The sequence below is a fragment of the Paenibacillus sp. sptzw28 genome, assembly GCF_019550795.1.
In the GTDB taxonomy this organism is placed as follows: Bacteria; Bacillota; Bacilli; order Paenibacillales; family Paenibacillaceae; genus Paenibacillus_Z.
On record NZ_CP080545.1, the window covers coordinates 903,913 to 924,724 of the forward strand.

At 45.9% G+C, this 20,812-nt stretch carries 16 protein-coding genes and 1 riboswitch; of the genes, 14 read left to right on the top strand and 2 right to left on the bottom strand.

Translation table 11 applies throughout. From position 1 onward, the window contains the following. Positions 1-44: 44 nt before the first annotated feature. From cdaA to KZ483_RS04325, 9 genes are all read left to right on the top strand, one after another. Positions 45-884, top strand: coding sequence for a diadenylate cyclase CdaA (gene cdaA / locus KZ483_RS04285; protein WP_220351499.1), 840 nt, complete (start codon positions 45-47; stop codon positions 882-884). Continuing rightward, complete coding sequence (locus KZ483_RS04290; protein WP_220351500.1) at positions 877-2,358, top strand: CdaR family protein; 1,482 nt, start codon at positions 877-879, stop codon at positions 2,356-2,358. The genes cdaA and KZ483_RS04290 overlap by 8 nt, the downstream gene beginning before the upstream one ends. Positions 2,359-2,472: 114 nt before the next feature. Next, positions 2,473-3,819: a phosphoglucosamine mutase gene (gene glmM / locus KZ483_RS04295; RefSeq protein WP_220351501.1), complete on the top strand. Its 1,347-nt coding sequence runs from the start codon at positions 2,473-2,475 to the stop codon at positions 3,817-3,819. 842 nt (positions 3,820-4,661) lie between these two features. Continuing rightward, a complete protein-coding gene (glmS, locus tag KZ483_RS04300; RefSeq protein ID WP_220351502.1) occupies positions 4,662-6,494 on the top strand; it encodes a glutamine--fructose-6-phosphate transaminase (isomerizing) in 1,833 nt (610 codons plus the stop codon). A gap of 225 nt (positions 6,495-6,719) precedes the next feature. After that, entirely contained in the window at positions 6,720-6,923 is a 204-nt protein-coding gene (locus KZ483_RS29020) for a helix-turn-helix domain-containing protein (protein WP_220351503.1), read from the top strand. 650 nt (positions 6,924-7,573) lie between these two features. Further along, positions 7,574-7,930, top strand: a complete 357-nt coding sequence (locus tag KZ483_RS04310; RefSeq protein WP_258881534.1) for a PDDEXK family nuclease — start codon at positions 7,574-7,576, stop codon at positions 7,928-7,930. A 129-nt stretch (positions 7,931-8,059) separates the two neighbouring features. Continuing rightward, complete coding sequence (locus KZ483_RS04315) at positions 8,060-8,818, top strand: TolB-like translocation protein (RefSeq protein ID WP_220351504.1); 759 nt, start codon at positions 8,060-8,062, stop codon at positions 8,816-8,818. Next, entirely contained in the window at positions 8,799-9,662 is an 864-nt protein-coding gene (locus tag KZ483_RS04320) for a M23 family metallopeptidase (protein ID WP_220351505.1), read from the top strand. The genes KZ483_RS04315 and KZ483_RS04320 overlap by 20 nt, the downstream gene beginning before the upstream one ends. A gap of 304 nt (positions 9,663-9,966) precedes the next feature. Continuing rightward, positions 9,967-10,593, top strand: a complete 627-nt coding sequence (locus KZ483_RS04325; RefSeq protein ID WP_220351506.1) for a hypothetical protein — start codon at positions 9,967-9,969, stop codon at positions 10,591-10,593. A 979-nt stretch (positions 10,594-11,572) separates the two neighbouring features. On the opposite strand, the gene KZ483_RS04330 is transcribed toward KZ483_RS04325, so the two are convergent. Together KZ483_RS04330 and KZ483_RS04335 are read right to left on the bottom strand one after the other, a co-directional pair. Next, the gene (locus tag KZ483_RS04330) at positions 11,573-13,291 is read right to left on the bottom strand and encodes a methyl-accepting chemotaxis protein (protein ID WP_220351507.1); all 1,719 of its coding nucleotides are present in this window, start codon (positions 13,289-13,291) and stop codon (positions 11,573-11,575) included. 135 nt (positions 13,292-13,426) lie between these two features. Next, the gene (locus KZ483_RS04335) at positions 13,427-14,614 is read right to left on the bottom strand and encodes an ATP-grasp domain-containing protein (protein WP_220351508.1); all 1,188 of its coding nucleotides are present in this window, start codon (positions 14,612-14,614) and stop codon (positions 13,427-13,429) included. Positions 14,615-14,689: 75 nt separating this feature from the next. Continuing rightward, a riboswitch (cyclic di-GMP riboswitch) is annotated at positions 14,690-14,775 on the bottom strand. Between the two features lie 1,059 nt (positions 14,776-15,834). Between KZ483_RS04335 and KZ483_RS04340 the strand changes: the two genes are divergently transcribed. From KZ483_RS04340 to KZ483_RS04360, 5 genes are all read left to right on the top strand, one after another. Next, positions 15,835-16,710, top strand: a complete 876-nt coding sequence (locus KZ483_RS04340; protein ID WP_220351509.1) for a GyrI-like domain-containing protein — start codon at positions 15,835-15,837, stop codon at positions 16,708-16,710. A 33-nt stretch (positions 16,711-16,743) separates the two neighbouring features. Continuing rightward, positions 16,744-17,637, top strand: coding sequence for an alpha/beta hydrolase family protein (locus KZ483_RS04345; RefSeq protein ID WP_220351510.1), 894 nt, complete (start codon positions 16,744-16,746; stop codon positions 17,635-17,637). Positions 17,638-17,951: 314 nt separating this feature from the next. Next, entirely contained in the window at positions 17,952-18,401 is a 450-nt protein-coding gene (locus KZ483_RS04350; protein WP_220351511.1) for a cell wall hydrolase, read from the top strand. A gap of 730 nt (positions 18,402-19,131) precedes the next feature. Beyond that, on the top strand, positions 19,132-19,434 hold the full coding sequence (locus KZ483_RS04355) for an ArsR/SmtB family transcription factor (RefSeq protein ID WP_114380449.1): 303 nt from the start codon (positions 19,132-19,134) through the stop codon (positions 19,432-19,434). A gap of 139 nt (positions 19,435-19,573) precedes the next feature. Next, positions 19,574-20,764: an MFS transporter gene (locus tag KZ483_RS04360; protein WP_220351512.1), complete on the top strand. Its 1,191-nt coding sequence runs from the start codon at positions 19,574-19,576 to the stop codon at positions 20,762-20,764. Positions 20,765-20,812: the final 48 nt, after the last annotated feature.

The window sequence follows — 20,812 nt, forward strand, 5'->3', positions numbered from 1 at the left end:
AAGGATTATGGATACCTGTGCAATCGGTCGCTGGGGGTTGACGCATGAGTTACTTTAACGATTTGACTTGGAAAGAATGGATCAAGGATATTATTGATATTTCCATTGTCAGCTATATTATATATAAATTGATTCTTCTGGTGCGCGGGACGAGAGCCGTTCAGCTCTTGAAGGGGATTTTCGTTCTGGTCGGAACTTGGGCAATCAGCACGTGGTTCAATCTGTATACGCTCAAGTGGCTGATGAATCAGATGTTCACCTTCGGTGTGGTTACGATTCTGATCATTTTCCAACCGGAGCTCAGACGGGCGCTGGAGCAGCTCGGACGCGGCAAATTATTCGCCCGTTCATCGGTTGTAGAGCGGGATATAAGCGATCGGATCGGGGAGATTATCAAATCCGTAAACTTTATGTCCAAACGAAAAATCGGGGCCTTGATCGTGTTCGAACGCAGTACGGGACTGACCGATTATATCGAGTCGGGCATTCGGATAGAATCGATCGTCAGCTCCGAGCTGCTTATCAATATATTTACTCCGAATACCCCGCTTCATGACGGCGCAGTTATTGTAAGGGGAAATCAGATTATGGCGGCTGGCTGCTATTTGCCGCTTTCGGAAAATCCTTTCATCAGTAAGGAGCTTGGTACGCGTCACCGCGCGGGGATTGGCGTGTCAGAGGTATGTGACGCCGTCTCGGTTATCGTTTCGGAGGAAACGGGACAAGTGTCGCTTGCCGTCGGCGGTATGATTGTGCGCGATATCAAGGAAGAATCGCTTATCTCCAAGCTGTTTGAGGAGCTTAATCCGAATTCGAAAACGCAAGAACGCAACGGCTCGAAGACGCCTTTCTGGAGACGGAAAGGAGGCCAGGGAAATGGATAAGTGGTTAAGCCACCCGACCGCTCTCAAGATCATTTCACTGTTGATTGGCATTCTGTTGTGGGCAGTCGTTCATTTTGATTCGGATCGATCCCCTAATTCCGTCGCCTCACTCACTGAAACAAGAGAAATCGATTCGGTGCCGGTAAAGGTGGTTGGCCTGGATGAGAATAACTACGCGCTTCGCGCGTTGGAGCCTGCCCAAGTCACTCTCACCGTGCGTGGATCGCGTTCTTTATTGCTGCAAACGACGCCTGATGATTTTCAGGTTACGGTAGACGTGAGCCACGCTGTGGAAGGGACCAAGGTGCTGCCGGTATCCGTGAGCAAGCCTCTCGGCATTGAAATAACCGATACCCAGCCGCTTAATGTGACGGTTGTGCTCGAGAGGATGATAACGAAGGAGTTCGAGCTGCAGGTGCAAGCCGTGGGGACTCCCGGTAACGGCTACAAGCTGGGAACGCCGATTGTGAAGCCTAACAATCGCGTACACGTGACGCTTCCGAAGGATCTGATGGAGAAGGTCGGTTTTGTCGGCGGGAAGTTATCGGTTGACGGCGAAGAGGAAACGGTCAACGAGAAGAAACTGAAGGTCCTTGTTCTCGACAAGAACGGTAAAGAGATCAAAGAAGCGCAGGTGAATCCCAGTGTGGTTGAAGTGGAGGTACCGATTACGAAGCCGTTCAAAAACCTGCCGCTGCAAATCGGTTTTACCGGTAAGCTGCCGGATGGTCTAGCGATATCTTCGTTCACCGCCAGTGTGGAGCAGATCACCGTGTATGGGCCTCAGGATGAACTTGATAAGTACGAATTCTATGATGGGATCAATATCGACTTGTCTAAGCTAACTGAATCCGGCTCTATGGAGCTCGATATCCCGCCCGAGAATGGGATCGCAACGGTGGACCCGCCAAAGGTCACCATCAATTATACGATTGTTTCTTCGGAATCCAAGGTACTGCCCCAACAGGCGGTAACGCTCATCGGTCTGTCCGATGGACTTAAAGCTAAGCTGGCGATGCCGGCTGACGGTACACTTGATGTTCCTGTAAAGGGGGCGCCGAACGTGCTGGCCGAGGTGGGCTCGAAGGATGTACAGCTTATTGCGGATTTGAGCGGGCTGGGGCCAGGCAGCCATGTAGTACCGCTCGATGTCCACTTGCCGCGCTTTGTGGACCAAGCTTCGGATCATCCGCTCAGCATTACTGTAGAAATTACGGACGGCACGTCGGGAGCCGGTTCTGCAGACGGCGCCCAGCCTACAAGCGGCTCGCCGCCGATCGGTATGGAGGGCGGAAGCGGCGGTATAACCGGAAGCGGGGATGAGGCAGGCACTGCGACGGGAGGAGACGGTACAAATGCCGCCACCGGCGTCACTGAGCAGCCATCCGATGCGGGCTCCGGTTCTGAAAGCGTAAACGCAAACCAAAGCACGGATAACGGCAGCGCTCCCAGTGAGGGCGGAAGCGGCGGTTAAGAGCGTGAAGTACGGCTTGCCTCCTCCAGAGGAAACGCACAACGCTTGCCGGTAAAGTATGTGTTGTGATAGTGTTGGTCTATATTTTGCAAATATTAAGGGGACAATACGACAATGGGGAAATATTTTGGAACAGACGGCGTACGCGGGGTAGCCAACCGTGAACTGACGCCGGAGCTGGCATATAAAATCGGCCGATGCGGCGGCTATGTGTTAACGGGTAAGGCTGAGAGGCCAAAGGTAGTAATCGGACTGGATACACGCATCTCCGGTCCAATGCTGGAAGCTGCGCTGATAGCGGGATTGTTATCCATCGGCGCAAGCGTTGTGCGGCTGGGGGTTGTGACGACGCCGGCAGTTGCCTATTTGACACGTGTACTTAATGCAGATGCTGGAGTAATGATTTCGGCTTCGCATAATCCGGTCGAGGATAACGGCATTAAATTTTTCGGCGGCGACGGCTTTAAACTCTCTGACGATACCGAGCTAGAAATCGAGCGTCTAATGGATGCAGGGTCGGATGAGCTGCCGCGGCCGGAAGGCGCACAACTCGGGACGGTCATGGACGAGGAGCATGGAAAGCGGCTCTATCTGGATTTCCTCAAGACAACGGTATCCCATTCATTTGCCGGGCTGAAGGTTGTCCTTGATTGCGCAAACGGAGCGGCTTACTCGCTTGCTCCTTCGGTCTTTCGCGAGCTCGGTGCGGAGGTTATTACCGTTGGCGCCGAACCGAACGGACTGAACATTAATGACGGCGTCGGCTCCACACATCCGGAATATCTGCGCGAGGAAGTGCTTAAGCATAACGCTGATCTTGGACTGTCGTTCGATGGAGACGCCGATAGGCTGATTGCAATTGATGAGAACGGCGAAGAGTTGGACGGCGATTTTATTCTTTGTATTTGCGGGGACGCAATGAAACGAGCCGGCACCTTGAAGGGCGATACCATTGTAACGACAGTAATGAGCAATATCGGATTCTTTAAAGCTGCGCAAATGCATGGACTGCAGACGGCTCAGACAGCAGTTGGCGACCGTTACGTGATGGAAGAAATGCGGCGCGGCGGATTTAATCTGGGTGGCGAACAGTCGGGGCATGTTATTTTCCTTGACTACAATACGACCGGTGACGGCATATTGACCGCTCTGCAGCTTGTTAACACGCTTGTCGGCTCGGGCCGGAAATTGAGTGGTTTGAGGACCCTTATGCGCAAATTTCCGCAGGTGCTTGTTAATGTTCGAGTGGCCGACAAGAGCAAATACAACGATAATCCGGCAATTGCAGCGGCGATTTCTGCGGTGGAAGATGAGCTTGGCGATAACGGCCGTGTGCTTGTTCGTGCGTCAGGGACCGAGTCGCTTATCCGTGTCATGGCTGAAGGACCGGAAAAGGATCAAGTGGAGGCTTATGTCACCCGTATTGCGGACACAGTGAAAACTGAGCTCGGCGGGGTATAGTGGCTGTACCTAGTACGGTAGTTAATAACATGCATTAGAACGGAATTAAGGGCATTAGCTATTATGATGATTAATAATAAGTTTGGACACAAGCGGTTTCTTAGGTGCCGGTTTATTTATCGTGCACCTGAAGCCGCTGTTTCATATATTTCCCATATTGTAAAGGTTGTGCAAAAGTTTCGGTTGCACCTCTACATGAAAATGAATATGATAGGAAGTATGATTCCGGAATTGAAAGCGAGGGCAGAGGTAATTTGGTTTACAAGCGCCAGAGCTTGCGCACTGCCGTTCACGTCCAGGCGATTAGGATAGCCGGGAAATGAACGGATGGCAAGCTGACGAGGTGGAGGTGTTCGAATGTTCGGCGGGGACCTCCCGGTTATGCATTCAACCGTAAGCCGATACCGAAAACGACCGGGTGACCGGTCCGACAAAGGTTCGGCGGAATGCTCAAGTAGGGTAAACATAGCGTGACGGCAACGGAGGCCGTATTACGCCGTGTTAAAGCGCATGATTGAAAGCGGCTGTGGTATGCAGAAGCCGCAAAGTTAATTACCAGAGCTGTTCCCTCGCATAAAAGTCTTGGGACTGCGCGTTATTTGTTATTGTTTTTTTCGGATTTGCTATACGTTCCAAAGAAGAATAATTCAGCGTTATCCGCTGGTTCTTCTGCCTGTTTGCTTACGATGCCGGCTGATGAGGCGGCTCGGACAGAAAGGTTTCTCGCGATATCTTACATGAATAATTGTCGTTAGTAACCATAATCAGCCTGTGCCGTCACGTTGAGATGCTGGCATCCGTTTAAAACGGGAATACTACCCAAAACGGAGGTCAATTCAAATATGTGTGGAATTGTAGGATATATCGGTAAACGTGAATCGCAGAATATATTGATCGAAGGGCTCAAGAAGCTGGAGTACCGCGGGTACGATTCCGCCGGTATTGCCGTTTTCACGAAGAATGGGCTTGAAGTCCGCAAGTCGAAGGGCCGTCTTGCCATTCTTGAGGAAAAGTTGGGCGGTGACCCGCTGCACGGTTCCGTCGGTATCGGCCATACACGCTGGGCAACGCACGGTAAGCCGTCGGATGAGAATTCGCATCCCCATACGGACAACTCGCACAAGTTTTCCGTTGTGCATAACGGAATTATAGAGAACTATCTTGATTTGAAGGACGAATTAACGGCAAAAGGACACCGTTTCGTATCCGAGACAGATACGGAAGTCATCTCTCACCTGGTCGCCGACGAATATGACGGAGATATCGTCAAGGCGGTACAGCGTGCGGTTAAACGGATGCGCGGCGCATTCGCGCTCGGCGTATTGACCGAATATGAGCCGGATCGGCTGGTAGCGGTTCGTTTTGCAAGTCCGCTCGTGATCGGGGTCGGTAATGGCGAGAACTTTATCGGTTCTGATATACCGGCAATCCTCGAGCATACGCGCGATGTGTACATCTTGAACGACGGTGAAATGGCTATTCTGACAAAGAACGGCGTCGAACTAATGACGATTGAGGGCGAAATTATTTCCAAGGAAATATTTCATGTCGATTGGGATTTAGTAACGGCGGAAAAAGCCGGATTCGATCATTTCATGCTGAAGGAAATTTACGAGCAGCCTAAAGCCTATCGCGACACAATGATGGGCAGGATCTCGGAGGATGGCCGCTCAGTTAACTTGAAAGAAATCGGAATGACTCCCGACCAAATCCGTGCAATCAGCAAGGTTCATATCGTCGCTTGCGGAACGGCATTTCATGCCGGACTAGTTGGTAAAACCGTAATTGAAAGCCTGGCTCGTATTCCGGTTGAGACGGATGTTGCTTCCGAGTACCGATATCGCTCGCCGATCATTACGCCGGATACTCTTGTGATTGTAGTGAGCCAATCCGGGGAAACAGCGGATACCCTGGCGGCATTACGCGAGGCAAAGCGCTGCGGGGCGCGTGTATTGGCCATTACGAACGTGGTGGGCAGTTCAGTTGCGCGTGAAGCGAATGATGTCATCATCACGCAGGCGGGACCGGAAATTGCCGTCGCCTCGACAAAAGCATATACGTCACAGTTAATTGCCTTTTACCTGCTCGGTCTGTTCCTTGCCGACATCAGGGGAACTCGCGAGCGTGAATGGATCGCGGAAGTCCTTGCTTCGATGCAGAAGCTGCCTGATCAAGTGGAGAGCATTCTAGAGAAAGCGAATGTGCTTAAACAGGTAGCTGAGTCGATAGCAAAGCACAACAACCTGTTCTTCATCGGACGCGGTTCTGATTTTGCAGTTGCACAGGAAGGATCGCTCAAGCTGAAGGAGATTTCCTACATTCACTCCGAGGCCTACGCGGCGGGTGAACTCAAGCACGGCACGCTTGCGTTAATCGAAGAGGGCATACCGGTTATAGCTCTCATCACGCAGGAAGAGCTTTATGAGAAAACACTTAGCAACGTTAAAGAAGTGAAAGCGCGCGGCGCACATGTGCTCGCTCTAGTTAATGACGGTACTGAGGTTGAACTCGGCAAATCCGTCGACGAGCTGTTTGCAATTCCGAAGACGCTGCCACTGTTGTCCCCAGCTCTATCCGTTGTTCCGCTGCAGCTGATCGCGTACTACGCGTCGCTCGCTCGCGGCAACGATGTCGATAAGCCGCGGAATCTAGCGAAGAGCGTTACTGTGGAGTAGAGGTCGAACGAATAATTTCGTGATTTGTCCGGTGACATTAAAGTTGGTGTATAGACATTAATGTTGGTGTCGGGACAATAATGTTAGTGTATAGACATTAATGTTAGTGTCTCAGTAAAATGAGGGCCAGTTCATATATTGTTGTCAATTCAAAAATATCACCTAGAGTAGCCCCGATGAATAAATCAATCGGGGCTACTTTTTTTATGGCGAAGGGGAAGGATTATGCATTCTATTGGAGAGAGGATCAAGCATATCAGAAAGACACATGACCTTAATCAAGTCGCGTTTGCTCAGATGATTGGGATTTCACAAGGGACCTTGAGTGATTTAGAAAGTAATAAATTTAATCCCTCTGTTGAAACAATGATACAATTGCATCATAAATTCAGCATAGATATGAATTGGCTTATTCTCGGGCGTAAATAAGGATTTGATAGACACAGGTTTAAAATTATCGGAAAACGGATATTATTGTATCCTAAACCTTGATGTAGGTGGTGGTACAAGTATGGAAACTTCGGTGACTTATGGATCTGCTGAAGTTACATGGCGCGGTATAAAGTTTAATGACCAATATTATACCTGTGACCTAGCAATCAAAGACCAGTGGTTTGAAAAAGCTCGACTGCAAGGTCCATGGACTGAGCAAATCATATATGATAGGGAGAATTTCAATATCTATTTATCGATAGACCTTTATACACTGAGTATATTGAGTGTAAAGTAATCCAAATCAACACCATTTCAGGCGAAAAACTTGAGCGGTATTTTCAGAGTATTCAAAAGCTAAAGGCAGCACGACCATCCAAACACACGAAAGGCAAATGAGAGTGCCCTATACTGTGCTTTTATCATTATATTGAGAATAATCAAAAAATAAGTTATAGTTGCTATAGTTATCTGGGTGAGAGCGTGCGGCTAAGGGATATCCTTACGACAAGCATCATCATGAATATATTCCCTTCTTCATAAGATGGCCTCGCCTTTAATAGGGCGAGGCCATCTTTTCTACTTGAATATTCAATTGAATATTCAAATAGTTGTACTAATTTAATTCGCTACGGAGGATTGTTTTCATGTCTAAACGTGGAGCAAGAATCGCTAAACTTCAAGAAAATTATATTAAAAAGGGCAGAGGTGCAGGTACAGGAGCCGATTATCAGCCTTTTATTCAAGCCCACGACAATAAGATTGCTTCAGAAGGCTGGATAACACGTCATAAGGGTTGGAAGACAGGTAGAATTCATCATACTCTTTCGTTCCCCTTAGAAAGAACGATCGAGATTGCGAAGAAGCTTGGGATTCAGCATCCTCACGTAGATGGTACAGCTGTAGTCATGACAACTGACTTTAGGCTTTCATTATCCACACCTAAAGTTAAGAAAGACGCAATTAGAACAATCAAGCCTATTAGTTCAGTTTCATTTTTCTAATTTGGTTAAATTTACCTGTATATTTCATCAAATTTCGACATTTTCTCCGATAGACATACATCGGTTCTGTTAAGCAATAACGATCAGGAATACATTTTGACCGCTTGGCCCAACTCGAATTCTACTATAATGGAGTATGATGGGAATTTATACGCTGTTGATGTAAACCAAAATACTATTCAACCGATCTTAGCAAACCAAGTAGGCCAATATGACATTCAGGAATTAGATAAAAAATATGTAGAGGATCTCGTTCCAACATGGGGCACCAATGCCGTCGTAAGCCCAGATGGAAACCTGCTTCTCTACCATTCAACTCGGAATGTCCTATACGATGACAATTTTAATGGTCAAATGTGGGTGAAAGATCTGAAAACCGGTCAAGAAGAACCGGTTACGGATGGTGGCTACTCGGTTATTGGTTGGGGAGCACAAAATGAAGTATATGTTCGCCGTGCCGAAAAAGTGGAAAAGGTAAATGTTAAAACCAAGGAAACAAGTGTTGTGGTCGATTTCGCTTTAGATGCGGGTCTCTCTTATCCTTATCTAATCCATCAAGAGGAGTACGGCAAGCTGAAAATCACGAATCTGGAGACAAATGAACGTAAAGATCTGACTTTTGAATCGCTTAACCGTGTTGGACCTATACGTACAAAGGAAGGTAGTCCTTGGGTCATGATGTTTAATGCCCCTGACTCAACTCAACCCGAGCGTACGCTAGTTTTGATTAATCTGCAGACGCAAGAAGTGAAACAAATGCAAGAACCAACAAGCACATTCTTCACAGACGGGCAATGGATAAGTGAAAGTCAGTTTCTCGTCAATGTACGTCAAAAAGATTCCGATGTTGAAGAAACCTACATTCTAAATGTTAACGAAGTCGAATAGGAGCCGTGAATATGAAGAAAACCGGTTTTTCTTTCTAGTTTTACTAGTTGCTCTTACGTCTTTGCCTCTTTCTGCATTTGCCGCTGATTATAGCCACGTTTTTGAAGAACGCTATGGAACCGGGAGTTACCTTCCTTCCGGAAATGCGCGCTCTCCTATTCGCTCAGGATCGAACGATGTATGGTCCAGAGTAAACAGTAAAGTCAATCAGCCTCGAAGTTCAGGAACGAACCCTCACCAAGGAACTGACCTTCAGGCAGCTGCAGGAACCCCTGTATACCCAATCTTACCAGGAAAAGTTGTTGCTGTTAACCACGATACCTCAAGCCAACTAGGATCTGTAATTTTAGACCATGATATTAATGGAAATGGCACGTATGATGGTTACTATGTCCGTTACTTACACATTAATCCTACAGGAGATTCCATTACAGGTATAAAAATTGGTGATACGTTCACCACGAGTCAGTCAATCGGTGTCGTTGATACCCAAAAATCATATGCACCGCACCTTCATTTTCACATGACAACCTCCACAGCTTCCTTAACCTACAAGTTGTACGGTTTCTATCGTTGGGTTACTGAGTGGAATAACGGTTCCCATCTCGATTTTATTTCAGGCGATGCGATATCTGCCAATGTCCTTTATATTAACGCATATGCTTGCACGGATAATACAACAAATGTTTATGACGTTTCTAAAATTGAACTGTACTATAAGAGAGGTTCTTCCGGTACGTGGACAAAGTCTTCCACCTTATTTACTATGAGTACACCTAGTATCCATAGATGGTCGATTAACCTAAAAACTGCGACCGGCGCTGCCACTGGTACTACTATTTAGTCATTCTGGCCACAATATTATGAGCATCCAACTGCTCCTCTAACTTCAATAAACGCTGATACCATTGGACGTGCGTATACTATTCAATAATTAAAAATAGACAGGGGATATTATTAGCCCCTGTCTTTCTTCCTATTATTGATGCATGATTCGGAGCAATAACACGCAGATTAACTGGAATACTCGTGATATCTGTAAAAAGAAGAACTTGTTATCGACGTAAGTAAATCATGGAGCAACAAAACTTTATTGATTACGTCTAAAGAACAAAGGGAAGAAAATTAGAGGAAAAAGGAGTAAAGACGTGAAAAAATTCATTGTACCTATGCTGTTTTTGAGTTTGGCTTTAATATTAGGGTGCCAGGAGCAAAGTGATGTGACGAAAACAACACCTGCCCCATCCGTGAATGAAGGGCAAACTCAAGTTGATCAAAATAAAGAGCAAACTCAAGTAGATCAGAATCAAGAACAAAGTCAAGTCGAGGAATTTTCAATAAAGGCAAATGGTGAAATTATTGCGCTCCACGATTTGGATACCGAAGTTAATTTAGAACAAGTTTTGGGAAAACCACTTTCTCAAGACATTGAAGAAGTAAAAGGAGATACTTTAACAGGGTCATTTCTAAAAAAACTAACGTACGATGGACTTGAGATGGAGTTATTCTCCCCTAAAGGTGACGGTAAGACATATTGGATTATGACAATGAGTGTCTCTAAAAAAGGTTATGCTACCTCAAAGGGAGTTGAATTGGGTAATACAGTTCAAGAGATGAAGGATGCTTATCCAGGTATAAAAATTGCTGAGGATGGGAGAACTGACCCAAACAATTGTGCATATGAAATAAGTAACCAACTAAAGTACGACTACTTGGTATTTGAGGTAAAAGATGGCGTAGTATCACAAATTAAGCTTTTTAATAAAATCCCTTAAAAGCAACTCGATTGAGCAGAAAAATCGGTCATCCTAAGCTAAGGATGACCGATTTTAACTTTTAAGGGTTACATTAGTTGAACGCCGCTTTGAGCTACTATTACGATAAATGGATTTACCTTGTAGAGTAGAGAGTCCGGTTGTTAAGCTCGGAGTGTCATAAAGCATGCTTTTTGAGACGCGGAAAATACTCCTATATTTTCGTCTCAAAATGTCCTAAAATTAATTTAGATACGTTTCATTTTATTAGTGACATTTTGAAACGGAAAGGGAGAGCAGAGCGATTAAATTGGGAAATGGCCGGGTTTTAGCCAAGGACCAAAATCCGGATCGGCAGCTCGTTAAATATCGGAAGCTGTACTCTCCTGCGACACTATCTCTTTACATTGGATAGTTTCTGTTTGAAATCTCATTCGTTGCCATAATTCCGGGTTTTTTTGGTCCATTTTAGTCTCAATTGTAACTATTACTCACAGAGCCTCTATGGGCATGATTCGCGAGAAGAGGAGAAGCCATAGGCTTCTTCAAGACAAGTTAGCCTCATGCCTACCTTTCATGTATAACCAGTTATGCTTGGCTGTTTTAAATTTCGCTGCAAAACTAAGTATATCAACAAACAGTCTGGGTAGATGTGAACTAGAAACCATCTTTAATGTAAATACGTGGTACGAACTTTAATGTTATTACGTTTTAATGCGCTTCTTTGAGACACTAACTATAATGTAATATGCAAAACAGATTAAAAACCCTACACTGAACAGATTTGTCGATTTCGGGTCCAGTCTAAGACTTATCTTTAGAAGGCAGGCGATTTTCTAACTTGTAAACCGCCGCCACATTAACACTTGTAGTCTAATACTTTATTTTCTTTGTACAACTTGCTGTTAGTGAAGAAGGAAATTGAGGATTGGTTGGGGTTTCTAACAAAGGCGCAGTCCCCCGGTAAGGGACTGCGCCTAATTTTGTTTGTTCGGGCGGTTTACTGCAGCTTGAATTGGTTGACATGTTCGCTCAGTTGCACCGCACGATCGCGGAGGAGTTCCGCGGACTGGGCGGTTTCTTCCAAGGTGGCAAGCTGCTCTTGCGACGATGCGGCCATTTTCTTGCTGTTATCCTCGGACAAACGGGTAATCTCGGTGATGTGTTCCGCACTGGACGAAATTTCCTCTACCATGGCGGAAACCTGTTGAGTTACTGCCGACACGGCTTGGAACTTGTCGGACACCTTCATCGTTAAATCTTTGATGACTCCGAATGTTTTTCCCGCCTCATGAACGGAGAGGGTGCCGGCTTTTACCTCTTCAGTGACGGTGCTCATCGCATTCACCGATTTAACGGTATCTTCTTGAATGGAATGAATGGTCCTGAAAATTTGGTCTGAGAAGGTAGCCGTCTGCTCTGCCAGCTTGCGGACTTCATCGGCTACGACGGCGAAGCCTCTGCCGTGTTCGCCGGCACGGGCTGCCTCGATTGCGGCATTCAGCGAGAGCAGGTTAATTTGGCCGGCAATTTCCTTAATCATATCGACCACACCGTTAATTTCACGGGAACGCTCATTCATTTGATGCACCAAGGCGGTAGAGCGGGCGACCGCTTGGGATATCGTATCCATCTGACTGACTGCTTGGCTGACGATCTGTTCCCCTTGACCCGCCTCTTGGGCCATGGCGAAAGACTCATCAGACGATTCCTGGATCGATTCGCTGATATGCTGCATGCCGGATGCCATTTCCTGAATGGCCTTGGCATTCTCCGAGATGACCTTCGTCATTGTCTCATTCCCTGAGGCGATTTCCTGAATCGATGCGACAGCTTCATATATCATATCTGTCGAATGCTGCGTTCTCTTCGAAACTTCATCGGTGGAAGCTTGTACATATGTTGTCGTGTCCCTGACTTGTTCGATCATTTTCTTCAGTTGCTCCGTCATGCGATTGAAGTGAGACATTAATTGGCCGATTTCATCATGGCTCTCAACTAAAATCCGCTTGCTCAGATCCCCTTCCGCCACTGTCCGGGTATGCCCGACAAGTTTGATAAGAGGCTTGGTTATTCTGGTCGAGATAAAGATCATAATCGCTGTTCCGATCAGTATGAAGGCGATGGACAGCACCAAACATATCGTGATAACATTACTCTTCAAGTCCTTAATAAATTTGGCATTCATATCGATGCCTAACATGGAATCCGTTCCCGCAATGGAAAAATAGACGGATTTATGCACACCGTACTCATCTTCATAAATCTTGCTGAAAATCACTTCCGAAGGCCGGGACAACGTCGCAGCCTGCTCGGGAGTAAAGGGATAAGGCGTTAAATAGTCGTCCGTCCCGCTCAAGACCAAAATAACGTCCTGCCCGTTCACTTTACTCATAATATAGACTAATTGCACATTGTCGTTTTTACTAATGCGGTTTGCTATTTCATGCAGTTTCTGATAAGAGTCTTTATCTGTTTTGGCTTTATTGACCAAATCAGCCGTAACGCTGGCACTGTATGTATTCATGTTTGTTTTCAGAACTTGCTCAAAGCTGGGCAACAGGTGATTGTCGATAATGTGCATCGAGTAATAATAGAGCGTTAAGCTGAAGATGATCGAAAAGAGAGAAAGCGGTACAATGGCGGCTAAAGAAATTTTCTTTACGATGGAATCCTTGAAGCGCAGGGCGCTTACTAATTTGGTTGAGGCTGATTTCACGTAATTTGTCCCCTTTAAGAAATATAATAACTGTAGGCATAAATTTGCATAATACTGCAAATTTCAACAATTTTCGCAACAGGCTCAAAAGAAAACTGTAAAAAAAGAGTCTCCTCTTTCTTTACAGTTCCCCGGTCAGGAACTCATTGAATTGGCTTGACCGGCTTGTCCTCTAATTATATAGGAATCCAAATTCAACTTAATCAGCCTATGATTCTCCAGCATGGTTTCGCTGCGGTAAAAGACAACTGCGAACATATTGAATTCCTCCGGCATGACCCTGTACTCCAATATGTTTTGAAAATGTTGCTTGAAGCCTTCATGATTGAATCCCAGAATGTTGTGGCCGCTATCCAGCTCGTATTCCGCACAAAAGAAGCTGTATACCGCATCATCCATGCTTTTGGTGATAGTCTGCCAATCGGGTTTTTGTTGCAGAAAGAAGCTTTCATAGGAGTTGATACCGTAAGCGTGAATCCCTAACTCGGTTGTTCCGCATCCCGCGAACCGGAATGGATTGATTTCCACCGGTACGACGCTGCCTTTGCTCGTTTTCCGCACTTCCGCATGCAAAGGGAAATTGCGGAGCTCCAGCTTCTTGCCGATTTTGGATAAAAACTCGGTCAAGGGTACTAACATTTCCTGGATGACATGCTTGCTTGTATAATATATTCGGTCGCTTGTATCGCTTTCGTGCATAAATTTGCGTGCAAATACATTTAATATGACCGGTTGTCCATCGAAATCGAAATAAGCGTCAATGGCATATTCCGTACCGTCGATCCACTGCTCTATAATTACCTCGTTGGCATTGACTACGTCCTCCGAGTACATGTCTGCGCCTATGGTGAGGGCTTGCCGCGTAGAGCGGATTGCTTCTCTCCACTGACCCGCGTTCTCAACCCGATATACGCCGATGCTGGAATACCCGACCGAAGGCTTGACGATAACCGGGTACGGCAATTTGGCCGGATCGATTGAGTCCAATTCGTTCAAGTGTAAGCTCTGAAAATATAAATCAGGATAATCCGGCTTCATCAACTGACGGAAAGCAGCCTTGTTTTTGAAGATGCCGGCCTGTTGCCAAGCAGGGCGGTTCTGAAGATTTTGACCGAGGAGACGCAAAGATGCTTCGGAGTTGCACAAAAGAGGCTGGGGTTCATGGCTGCTTGTAAATCGGTGAAAAAAAGCTTGTTCTGAGAAACGGTTCAGTTCCGCTTCGTTAGATACGTGAACATCATCCGCTTTTAGAATGGGAACTTCGTATTTGCGCAGCGTTTGAGCCAATACTTCGGAGACATACGGTTTGGTGACGATGATCATCGAATCCCTCTCTCTTTATCGACGCGTGGACCAAAAGCTTTTATAACTAAAAGCGCCAGTGCCACAAGTCGTGAATTTGGTAACCCGGCCATCATAGTTCATAGAACGTTAGACCCGTGGCTTTGCGTCCTTGTTTTTCAACAAGTTTGCTTTTGACAAATTTCTATTCCAATTCCTTCCGACAACATCAATTATAATACCGTTTTGTCAGTACTATGTAAACATTTTGCCTTGCCGCTCGAATACTTCCAACTTGGACGAATGCTTTTATTCTACAAGTCCATCATCTCCTTCGTGGATAAAAATGCAAAAATCGCACACTGATTATATCGGCAATAAACATTGAAAAGATAAGGTGACTTTAAGTAACTTTGGGGTCACTCTAAGTCACCTTATCAAGCTGCCTATTCCAGCAGGATAGCCGACTCTCTATCATCAATGACATATGGGATGCCAAGATGATTGCTCAACAAGATGTTAACGGTGCCCTGAAACAACTCGATCTGAACAAGGTCGTGATCACTTTTCGTTCAATATAGGACCCGACAGTATCACTCGCCTGAAGGCTCATCACGGTCAGCAGCTTGATTGTCTGGATTACACGTAATGATTATTTTCTCGTCATAAGTGGTGAAGAAATAGATTTGGTTATTGAAAAGAAAGTTCCAGCAGATGAAGAAAAGGGTTTGTATATATGAATGGGATTTAACAACTGCTTAAAGGAGCTGGATAGATAATTTTCATTTCTTTTATTATTTTTATCGTCTTACCAAGGTCTGGTCATTTCAGCTAACGGGAGTTCAACCATTACACAGCGGCAGCCGGCCAAACGATCGGCTACTTTTTTAAGTTTTGACACCCTGGCACACATGTGACCCACCCCGCACGCCAACGGTCATTTTGCTGTAGAACGAAAATAAAGTAATAGACTGGAAAATAAAGTTGTAGACTAAGAAAATAAAGTTGTAGACCAGGAAAATAAAGTCTTAGACTAACGATGCATCATTAACCGAGGGACGGTCAGATTTGTTTAAAACCAGCGAGACTGAGCAATTGCCAGAGGTCGCTCTTTTGGCGAACCGAAGAGTGTGGCTGATTAGGAAACTATCTGCGCTTGGAAAGTAGTATTTGCTGTTGGGTAAAGTAAAATTCCGCAAAAAATATCAAAACAGAGCGTTCCATCTGTCGTAAAGTGAGTATATCGATATGGAGGCATTAAAGTGGATTATAAGGATTTGGTAATCAAGGCCATTACCTATATTGAGGATCATCTGACCGATCAGAGCTTAAGCACCAAGGTTATGGAGGCTGCGGGCTATTCGCCGTACCATTTTCACCGGATCTTCCTATCGGTTACGAGAAACTCCGTCTCGGAGTACATACGCAAGCGAAGATTGACACAAGCAGCATACGATTTATTTTATACCAACCAAAGGATCATAGATATTGCCATCTTGTACCGGTTCGAGTCTCAGGAATCCTTCGCCCGATCCTTTTGGAAAATGTTCTCCATCTCGCCTGGACAATTTCGAAAGCAAAGGGACATGAAGGACACGCTGTTCCGGGCAATGGAGAAGCTTCCTTTGGATGAAGTGGGGCTACAGCATTTGAATAAGAGCGTCTCCCTCGTGCCAGCTTTTGTCTGCCTGAATAAGCTACATCTGGTCGGCATGTCAATACCGGGTGTCAATTCGGACGAGGTCGGAAAGCTATGGCGGAGCTTTAGGCAGCGTTTGTTTGAAATTGAGCGAAAGCCGGATACGGAAGACATATTTTATGCGGTCATTGAACTTACAGGTAGGCAATGGGAAATCACGTATATCGCTTGTGTCGAGGTGGCTAGCGAGGAAAGTGTAGTTCCCTTGGGAATGGTCGCTAAGCTGCTCCCAGTGGTAACTTATGCGGTTTTTACTCATAAGGGGACATTATCGAGACTCAACGATACGTTCCAGTACATTTATGAAACGTGGTTACCCCAGTCAGGCAGCGTTCGTACGAATTGCCCGGAGTTTGTGCGTTACGACCATCGATATCTAGGACCGATGAACGAGGATTCGGTATTAGACATATATATTCCCGTTGGCTCGCCATATTAGGAGCATGTAACTCAAGGAGAGGAAGAGATCAAGATGAACAAAATAGAAGACATTGTTGAAGTATATGCAGGTTGCTGCGAGGTACAAATTACCGACAACGCATTGAGGTTGACCGTTCCCATGATCGTGATGTATCCGACAGATGCACCGGAACAGACTGATAGGATAGGGCCGTACTCGTTGGAGGTGGCCAGAGACGCAGCGCCGCTGGATGGTAAATTTAGGCTAGTCCTCATTTCACACGGTACAGGCGGTTCACCGCTTGTGTACCGGTCGCTCGCTCGGCATTTGGCGCGCTGCGGCTTTATCGTTGGCCTGCTCGAACATCCATTCAATAACCGCAACGATAATAGTTTGGAAGGTACTGTCCAAAACCTCACCTATCGCCCCCGGCACCTTCGCATGGCAGCCGACTGGTTTTTTGAAGATGAGAGGTTTAAGGGGCTTCTCCAACCGGGTGGCCATTCGGTCATCGGGCATTCCATGGGGGGCTACACCGCGCTTGCAGCAGCTGGCGGCATCCCGACCTCCTTCCCTACTGAGAGCCCGGATGGGAAGCCGCAGCAGATCGATGTTCCTTATGATTCACGCATCCGGTCCCTGATTTTGCTAGCCCCGGCGTCCGTTTGGTTCCGTAATGAGGGAGCATTAAGCAACGTTCGGCTCCCCATTCTCATGTTGGATGCCGAGCAAGACCCTTACACACCTCTTTTTCACGCGCAGATCATCATGAATAATAGTGTTGCTGAACCGCAAATGATTCGCTACCGGACGGTGGAGAATGCCGGACATTATTCCTTCCTGACTCCTTTCCCAGCTGAGATGATTTCACCAGCCTTTCCCCCCTCGCAAGACCCGCCCGGCTTTGATCGCTTGCAATTTCACGAAACGCTGAAGGCTGAAGTAGTAGAGTTTCTGTTGACTTAACATTAGGAACAATCACTTTCCGTCGACATCAAATGTTAACTAAGAGTTCGATTAAAACTAATCGTTACGCTAACTGGGGAATGTTAGTTCAATATCAGGCTGAAACAGCAGCGGCATTCTAAGACTTTATTTTCATGTCTTAGTCCGCCGCTGCTTACTTTATTGGAACAGTCTAAAACTTATTTTGCGAAGGCTGCCAAATTAATAATTAAAAATCCACATTAGATCAACAACTCCAGTCTAGAACTTTATTTTCAACGAACATTTGCCAAAATGTGAATATAGTGTGTTAACCAGTTAAAGGGGGTTTTGCCATGGGTGCAAGGGTTAAGTATAGGTCGTCTGACGTTGATTTGTTGGCGCGGCTTATGAGGGGCGAGGCACAGGCGGAAGGCGAAAAGGGTATGTTAACGGTTGGCGCTGTCGTGATTAATCGGGCCGTAGTCAGGTGTTCGGACTTCAAGAACGTCAACAATATTAATGATGTTATTTATCATTATATGAATGACGATGCCATGTTCGACGCCATATTAGAACCCGATTTTTATCTGAAGTCACGGGAACGAGAGCGGCGGCTAGCTGAACAGACCATAAAAGGCTGGCGAGAATGGCCTTCAAAATACTCGCTGTGGTATTTCAACCCGTGGGGGCCAACATCTCAAGCTTGTCCCGCAATGTGGTACGGTCAACCGCTCGCGGGTGCTTGGAAAAATCATTGTTTTTACCAACCTACAAGCATGGAATGCGCGGAAATTTACCGATAAAAAGCTTTATTAGGGCGAATGCCATAAGGCATTCAATGCCTGGTATGCCATCGACTACGAAAAGTTGCCTTAAAAGAAGCGCAGCCTCTTCTTGATAAGAGTCCTCACCTGACTGTGAAAAAATAGGTGATCAATTAAAAGTAGTTACAAATCCAAACTTTAAATAATCAAGGGTGAGCTTTTATCAAATTTCAAGTAGTATCGGAAGAAGATTAAGCTAACGGAGAACGTTAGCTCAATAAAACAGCGTCAGTCTAGGACTTTATTTTCTCGTCCACGGCTGCCGCTGTTTTCAAAGTTGTGGCCAGTCTAATACTTATTTTACGAGATCTGACGGTTTTATAATTCGAATCCGCGTGGGACCAACTTATCCAGTCTACTACTTTATTTTCTTTTCACATCAATGATCGGGAACATATCCGTTCAGACCGACAGGATTGTCCATCAATCCCTCAGCCGCCCGGTCCGTGCAAAAAATAAATCAGGTCGCGGAGAATACCGTGGTATTCACGCGGGACGTTTCCGCAAGCGTCCAAGAGCAATACGCAAGCACGGAGGAAATTGTATCCTCCGCGAATATGCTCAGCAAAATGGCTCACGACTTACAGGATATCATCGAAAAATTCAAGATTACTGGTTAACTTACAGGTGTACTGCTTCAATAATCCCATACGCAGATAAATTAAAAATACCCAATTGACATATCGTGAATTATCGATATAATAAAAGTATGGATCCTATTGAAGTGTTTAAAGCGTTGTCTAACGAGTCCAGGCTGCAGATCTTACAATGGCTCAAAGAGCCGGAAAACCATTTTATCCCCCACGAAGGAGTTGATATGAGAAAAATTGGGGTTTGCGTTAGTCAAGTGACAGATAAGCTGAATATGACACAGTCAACGGCTTCACAGTATTTGTCCATTCTTCAACGAGCTGGTCTGATTCACACGGAACGTATAGGAAAATATACGTATTACAAAAGAGATGAAGAAAATATACGTAAAATTGCAGCGTTCTTTAATGGTGAACTCTAATTTATCCTGAATACTTGATACGTATTCAGTTTTTTTTCACACAACATATCGATATATCGAGATATGTATTAATTTAAATGTATTTTAAAAGTTAATTTGATTAAAAATAACAAAATGAGTTTTAGGAGACGTGATCTCATTGTCTAATACGTGGAAAATTTATATTTTGGCATTGGTTAGTTTTTTGGTCGGTACATCCGAGTATGTTATTTCCGGCATCTTAGATACGATTTCGGATACGATGGGTATTTCGGTTACTTCGGCAGGTCAGCTTGTAACGATTTTTTCCTTCGTTTACGCCATCTTTACTCCGATCCTCATGGCGTTGACGGCAAAAGTGGAAAGGCAAAAACTGTTGGTTACGGCACTCGGCATATTCGTGTTAGGGAATGTTCTCTCTTTTGTTCTGCCTGGATATGAACTCTTTGTCGTAGCCCGCATCATCATGGCTTTAGGCGCCGGAATGGTCGTGGTAACAGCATTGGACATTGCCGCCAAAATTGCCGCACCAGGTAAACAAGCGAGCTCCATTGCTACTGTAGTGATGGGATTTACCGCTTCCTTAATTATCGGTGTTCCTCTTGGACGAATCGTAGCGGCTGAATTCGGATGGAGGTCGGTGTTTGGTTTGCTGGCGCTGGCGGGATTGCTGGCGATGGTTGTTCTGTACGCCGCAATACCTCGAATCAAAGGGGATGCTCCCGTTCCTTTGTCGAAGCAGCTTGCCTTTTTGAAAAACGGAAATGTAACGCTTGGACTTGGAATTACCTTCTTCTGGTTGGGTGGGTATTCGATCGCCTATACCTATATCTCGCCTTATCTCCTCGATGTCGCAGGCTTGAACGAGGGAATGCTGAGCGGCGTCTTATTGGCTTTCGGCATCGCCAGCTTAGTCGGATCGAAATTTGGCGGGTTCAGCACGGATAAATGGGGCGTGTTCCCGACATTGACCGGGGGAATGCTTCTGCACGTCGCAGCACTCCTTCTCCTGTCCATTACCGTTGCCTTCACCAATTCATGGCTGCCTATTGTTGGCATACTGGTTTTGTGGTCGTTTGCAGCCTGGTCTTCCGGTCCGACGCAGCAATTGAATCTGGTGCGGATTGAACCGAATTATTCGGGAATCATGTTAAGCCTTAACCAATCCATGATGCAATTATCCATGGCGGCCGGTGCAGGAATTGGAGGGATCATGATCGATCAAGTGTCCCTATCATCGATAACATGGATCGGAATGATTGGCGTCATCCTGGCGATCGTAGCTGTGTTTATGTTGAAGCTGCGGATGAGTGCCGGAAAGCAGGGGGCCCCGGCCTCAATTGTTCAGTAAAGGTATGCAGCCGGAATCAGATGGTTTCATCTGATTCCGGTTTTTCAT

Bases quoted from the DNA above. Each gene is read 5' to 3' on its own strand.
- cdaA (WP_220351499.1), top strand. From the start codon at position 45: ATGAGTTACTTTAACGATTTGACTTGGAAAGAATGGATCAAGGATATT.
- KZ483_RS04290 (WP_220351500.1), top strand. From the start codon at position 877: ATGGATAAGTGGTTAAGCCACCCGACCGCTCTCAAGATCATTTCACTG.
- glmM (WP_220351501.1), top strand. From the start codon at position 2,473: ATGGGGAAATATTTTGGAACAGACGGCGTACGCGGGGTAGCCAACCGT.
- glmS (WP_220351502.1), top strand. From the start codon at position 4,662: ATGTGTGGAATTGTAGGATATATCGGTAAACGTGAATCGCAGAATATA.
- KZ483_RS29020 (WP_220351503.1), top strand. From the start codon at position 6,720: ATGCATTCTATTGGAGAGAGGATCAAGCATATCAGAAAGACACATGAC.
- KZ483_RS04310 (WP_258881534.1), top strand. From the start codon at position 7,574: ATGTCTAAACGTGGAGCAAGAATCGCTAAACTTCAAGAAAATTATATT.
- KZ483_RS04315 (WP_220351504.1), top strand. From the start codon at position 8,060: ATGGAGTATGATGGGAATTTATACGCTGTTGATGTAAACCAAAATACT.
- KZ483_RS04320 (WP_220351505.1), top strand. From the start codon at position 8,799: ATGTTAACGAAGTCGAATAGGAGCCGTGAATATGAAGAAAACCGGTTT.
- KZ483_RS04335 (WP_220351508.1), bottom strand. From the start codon at position 14,614: ATGATCATCGTCACCAAACCGTATGTCTCCGAAGTATTGGCTCAAACG.
- KZ483_RS04345 (WP_220351510.1), top strand. From the start codon at position 16,744: ATGAACAAAATAGAAGACATTGTTGAAGTATATGCAGGTTGCTGCGAG.
- KZ483_RS04350 (WP_220351511.1), top strand. From the start codon at position 17,952: ATGGGTGCAAGGGTTAAGTATAGGTCGTCTGACGTTGATTTGTTGGCG.
- KZ483_RS04355 (WP_114380449.1), top strand. From the start codon at position 19,132: ATGGATCCTATTGAAGTGTTTAAAGCGTTGTCTAACGAGTCCAGGCTG.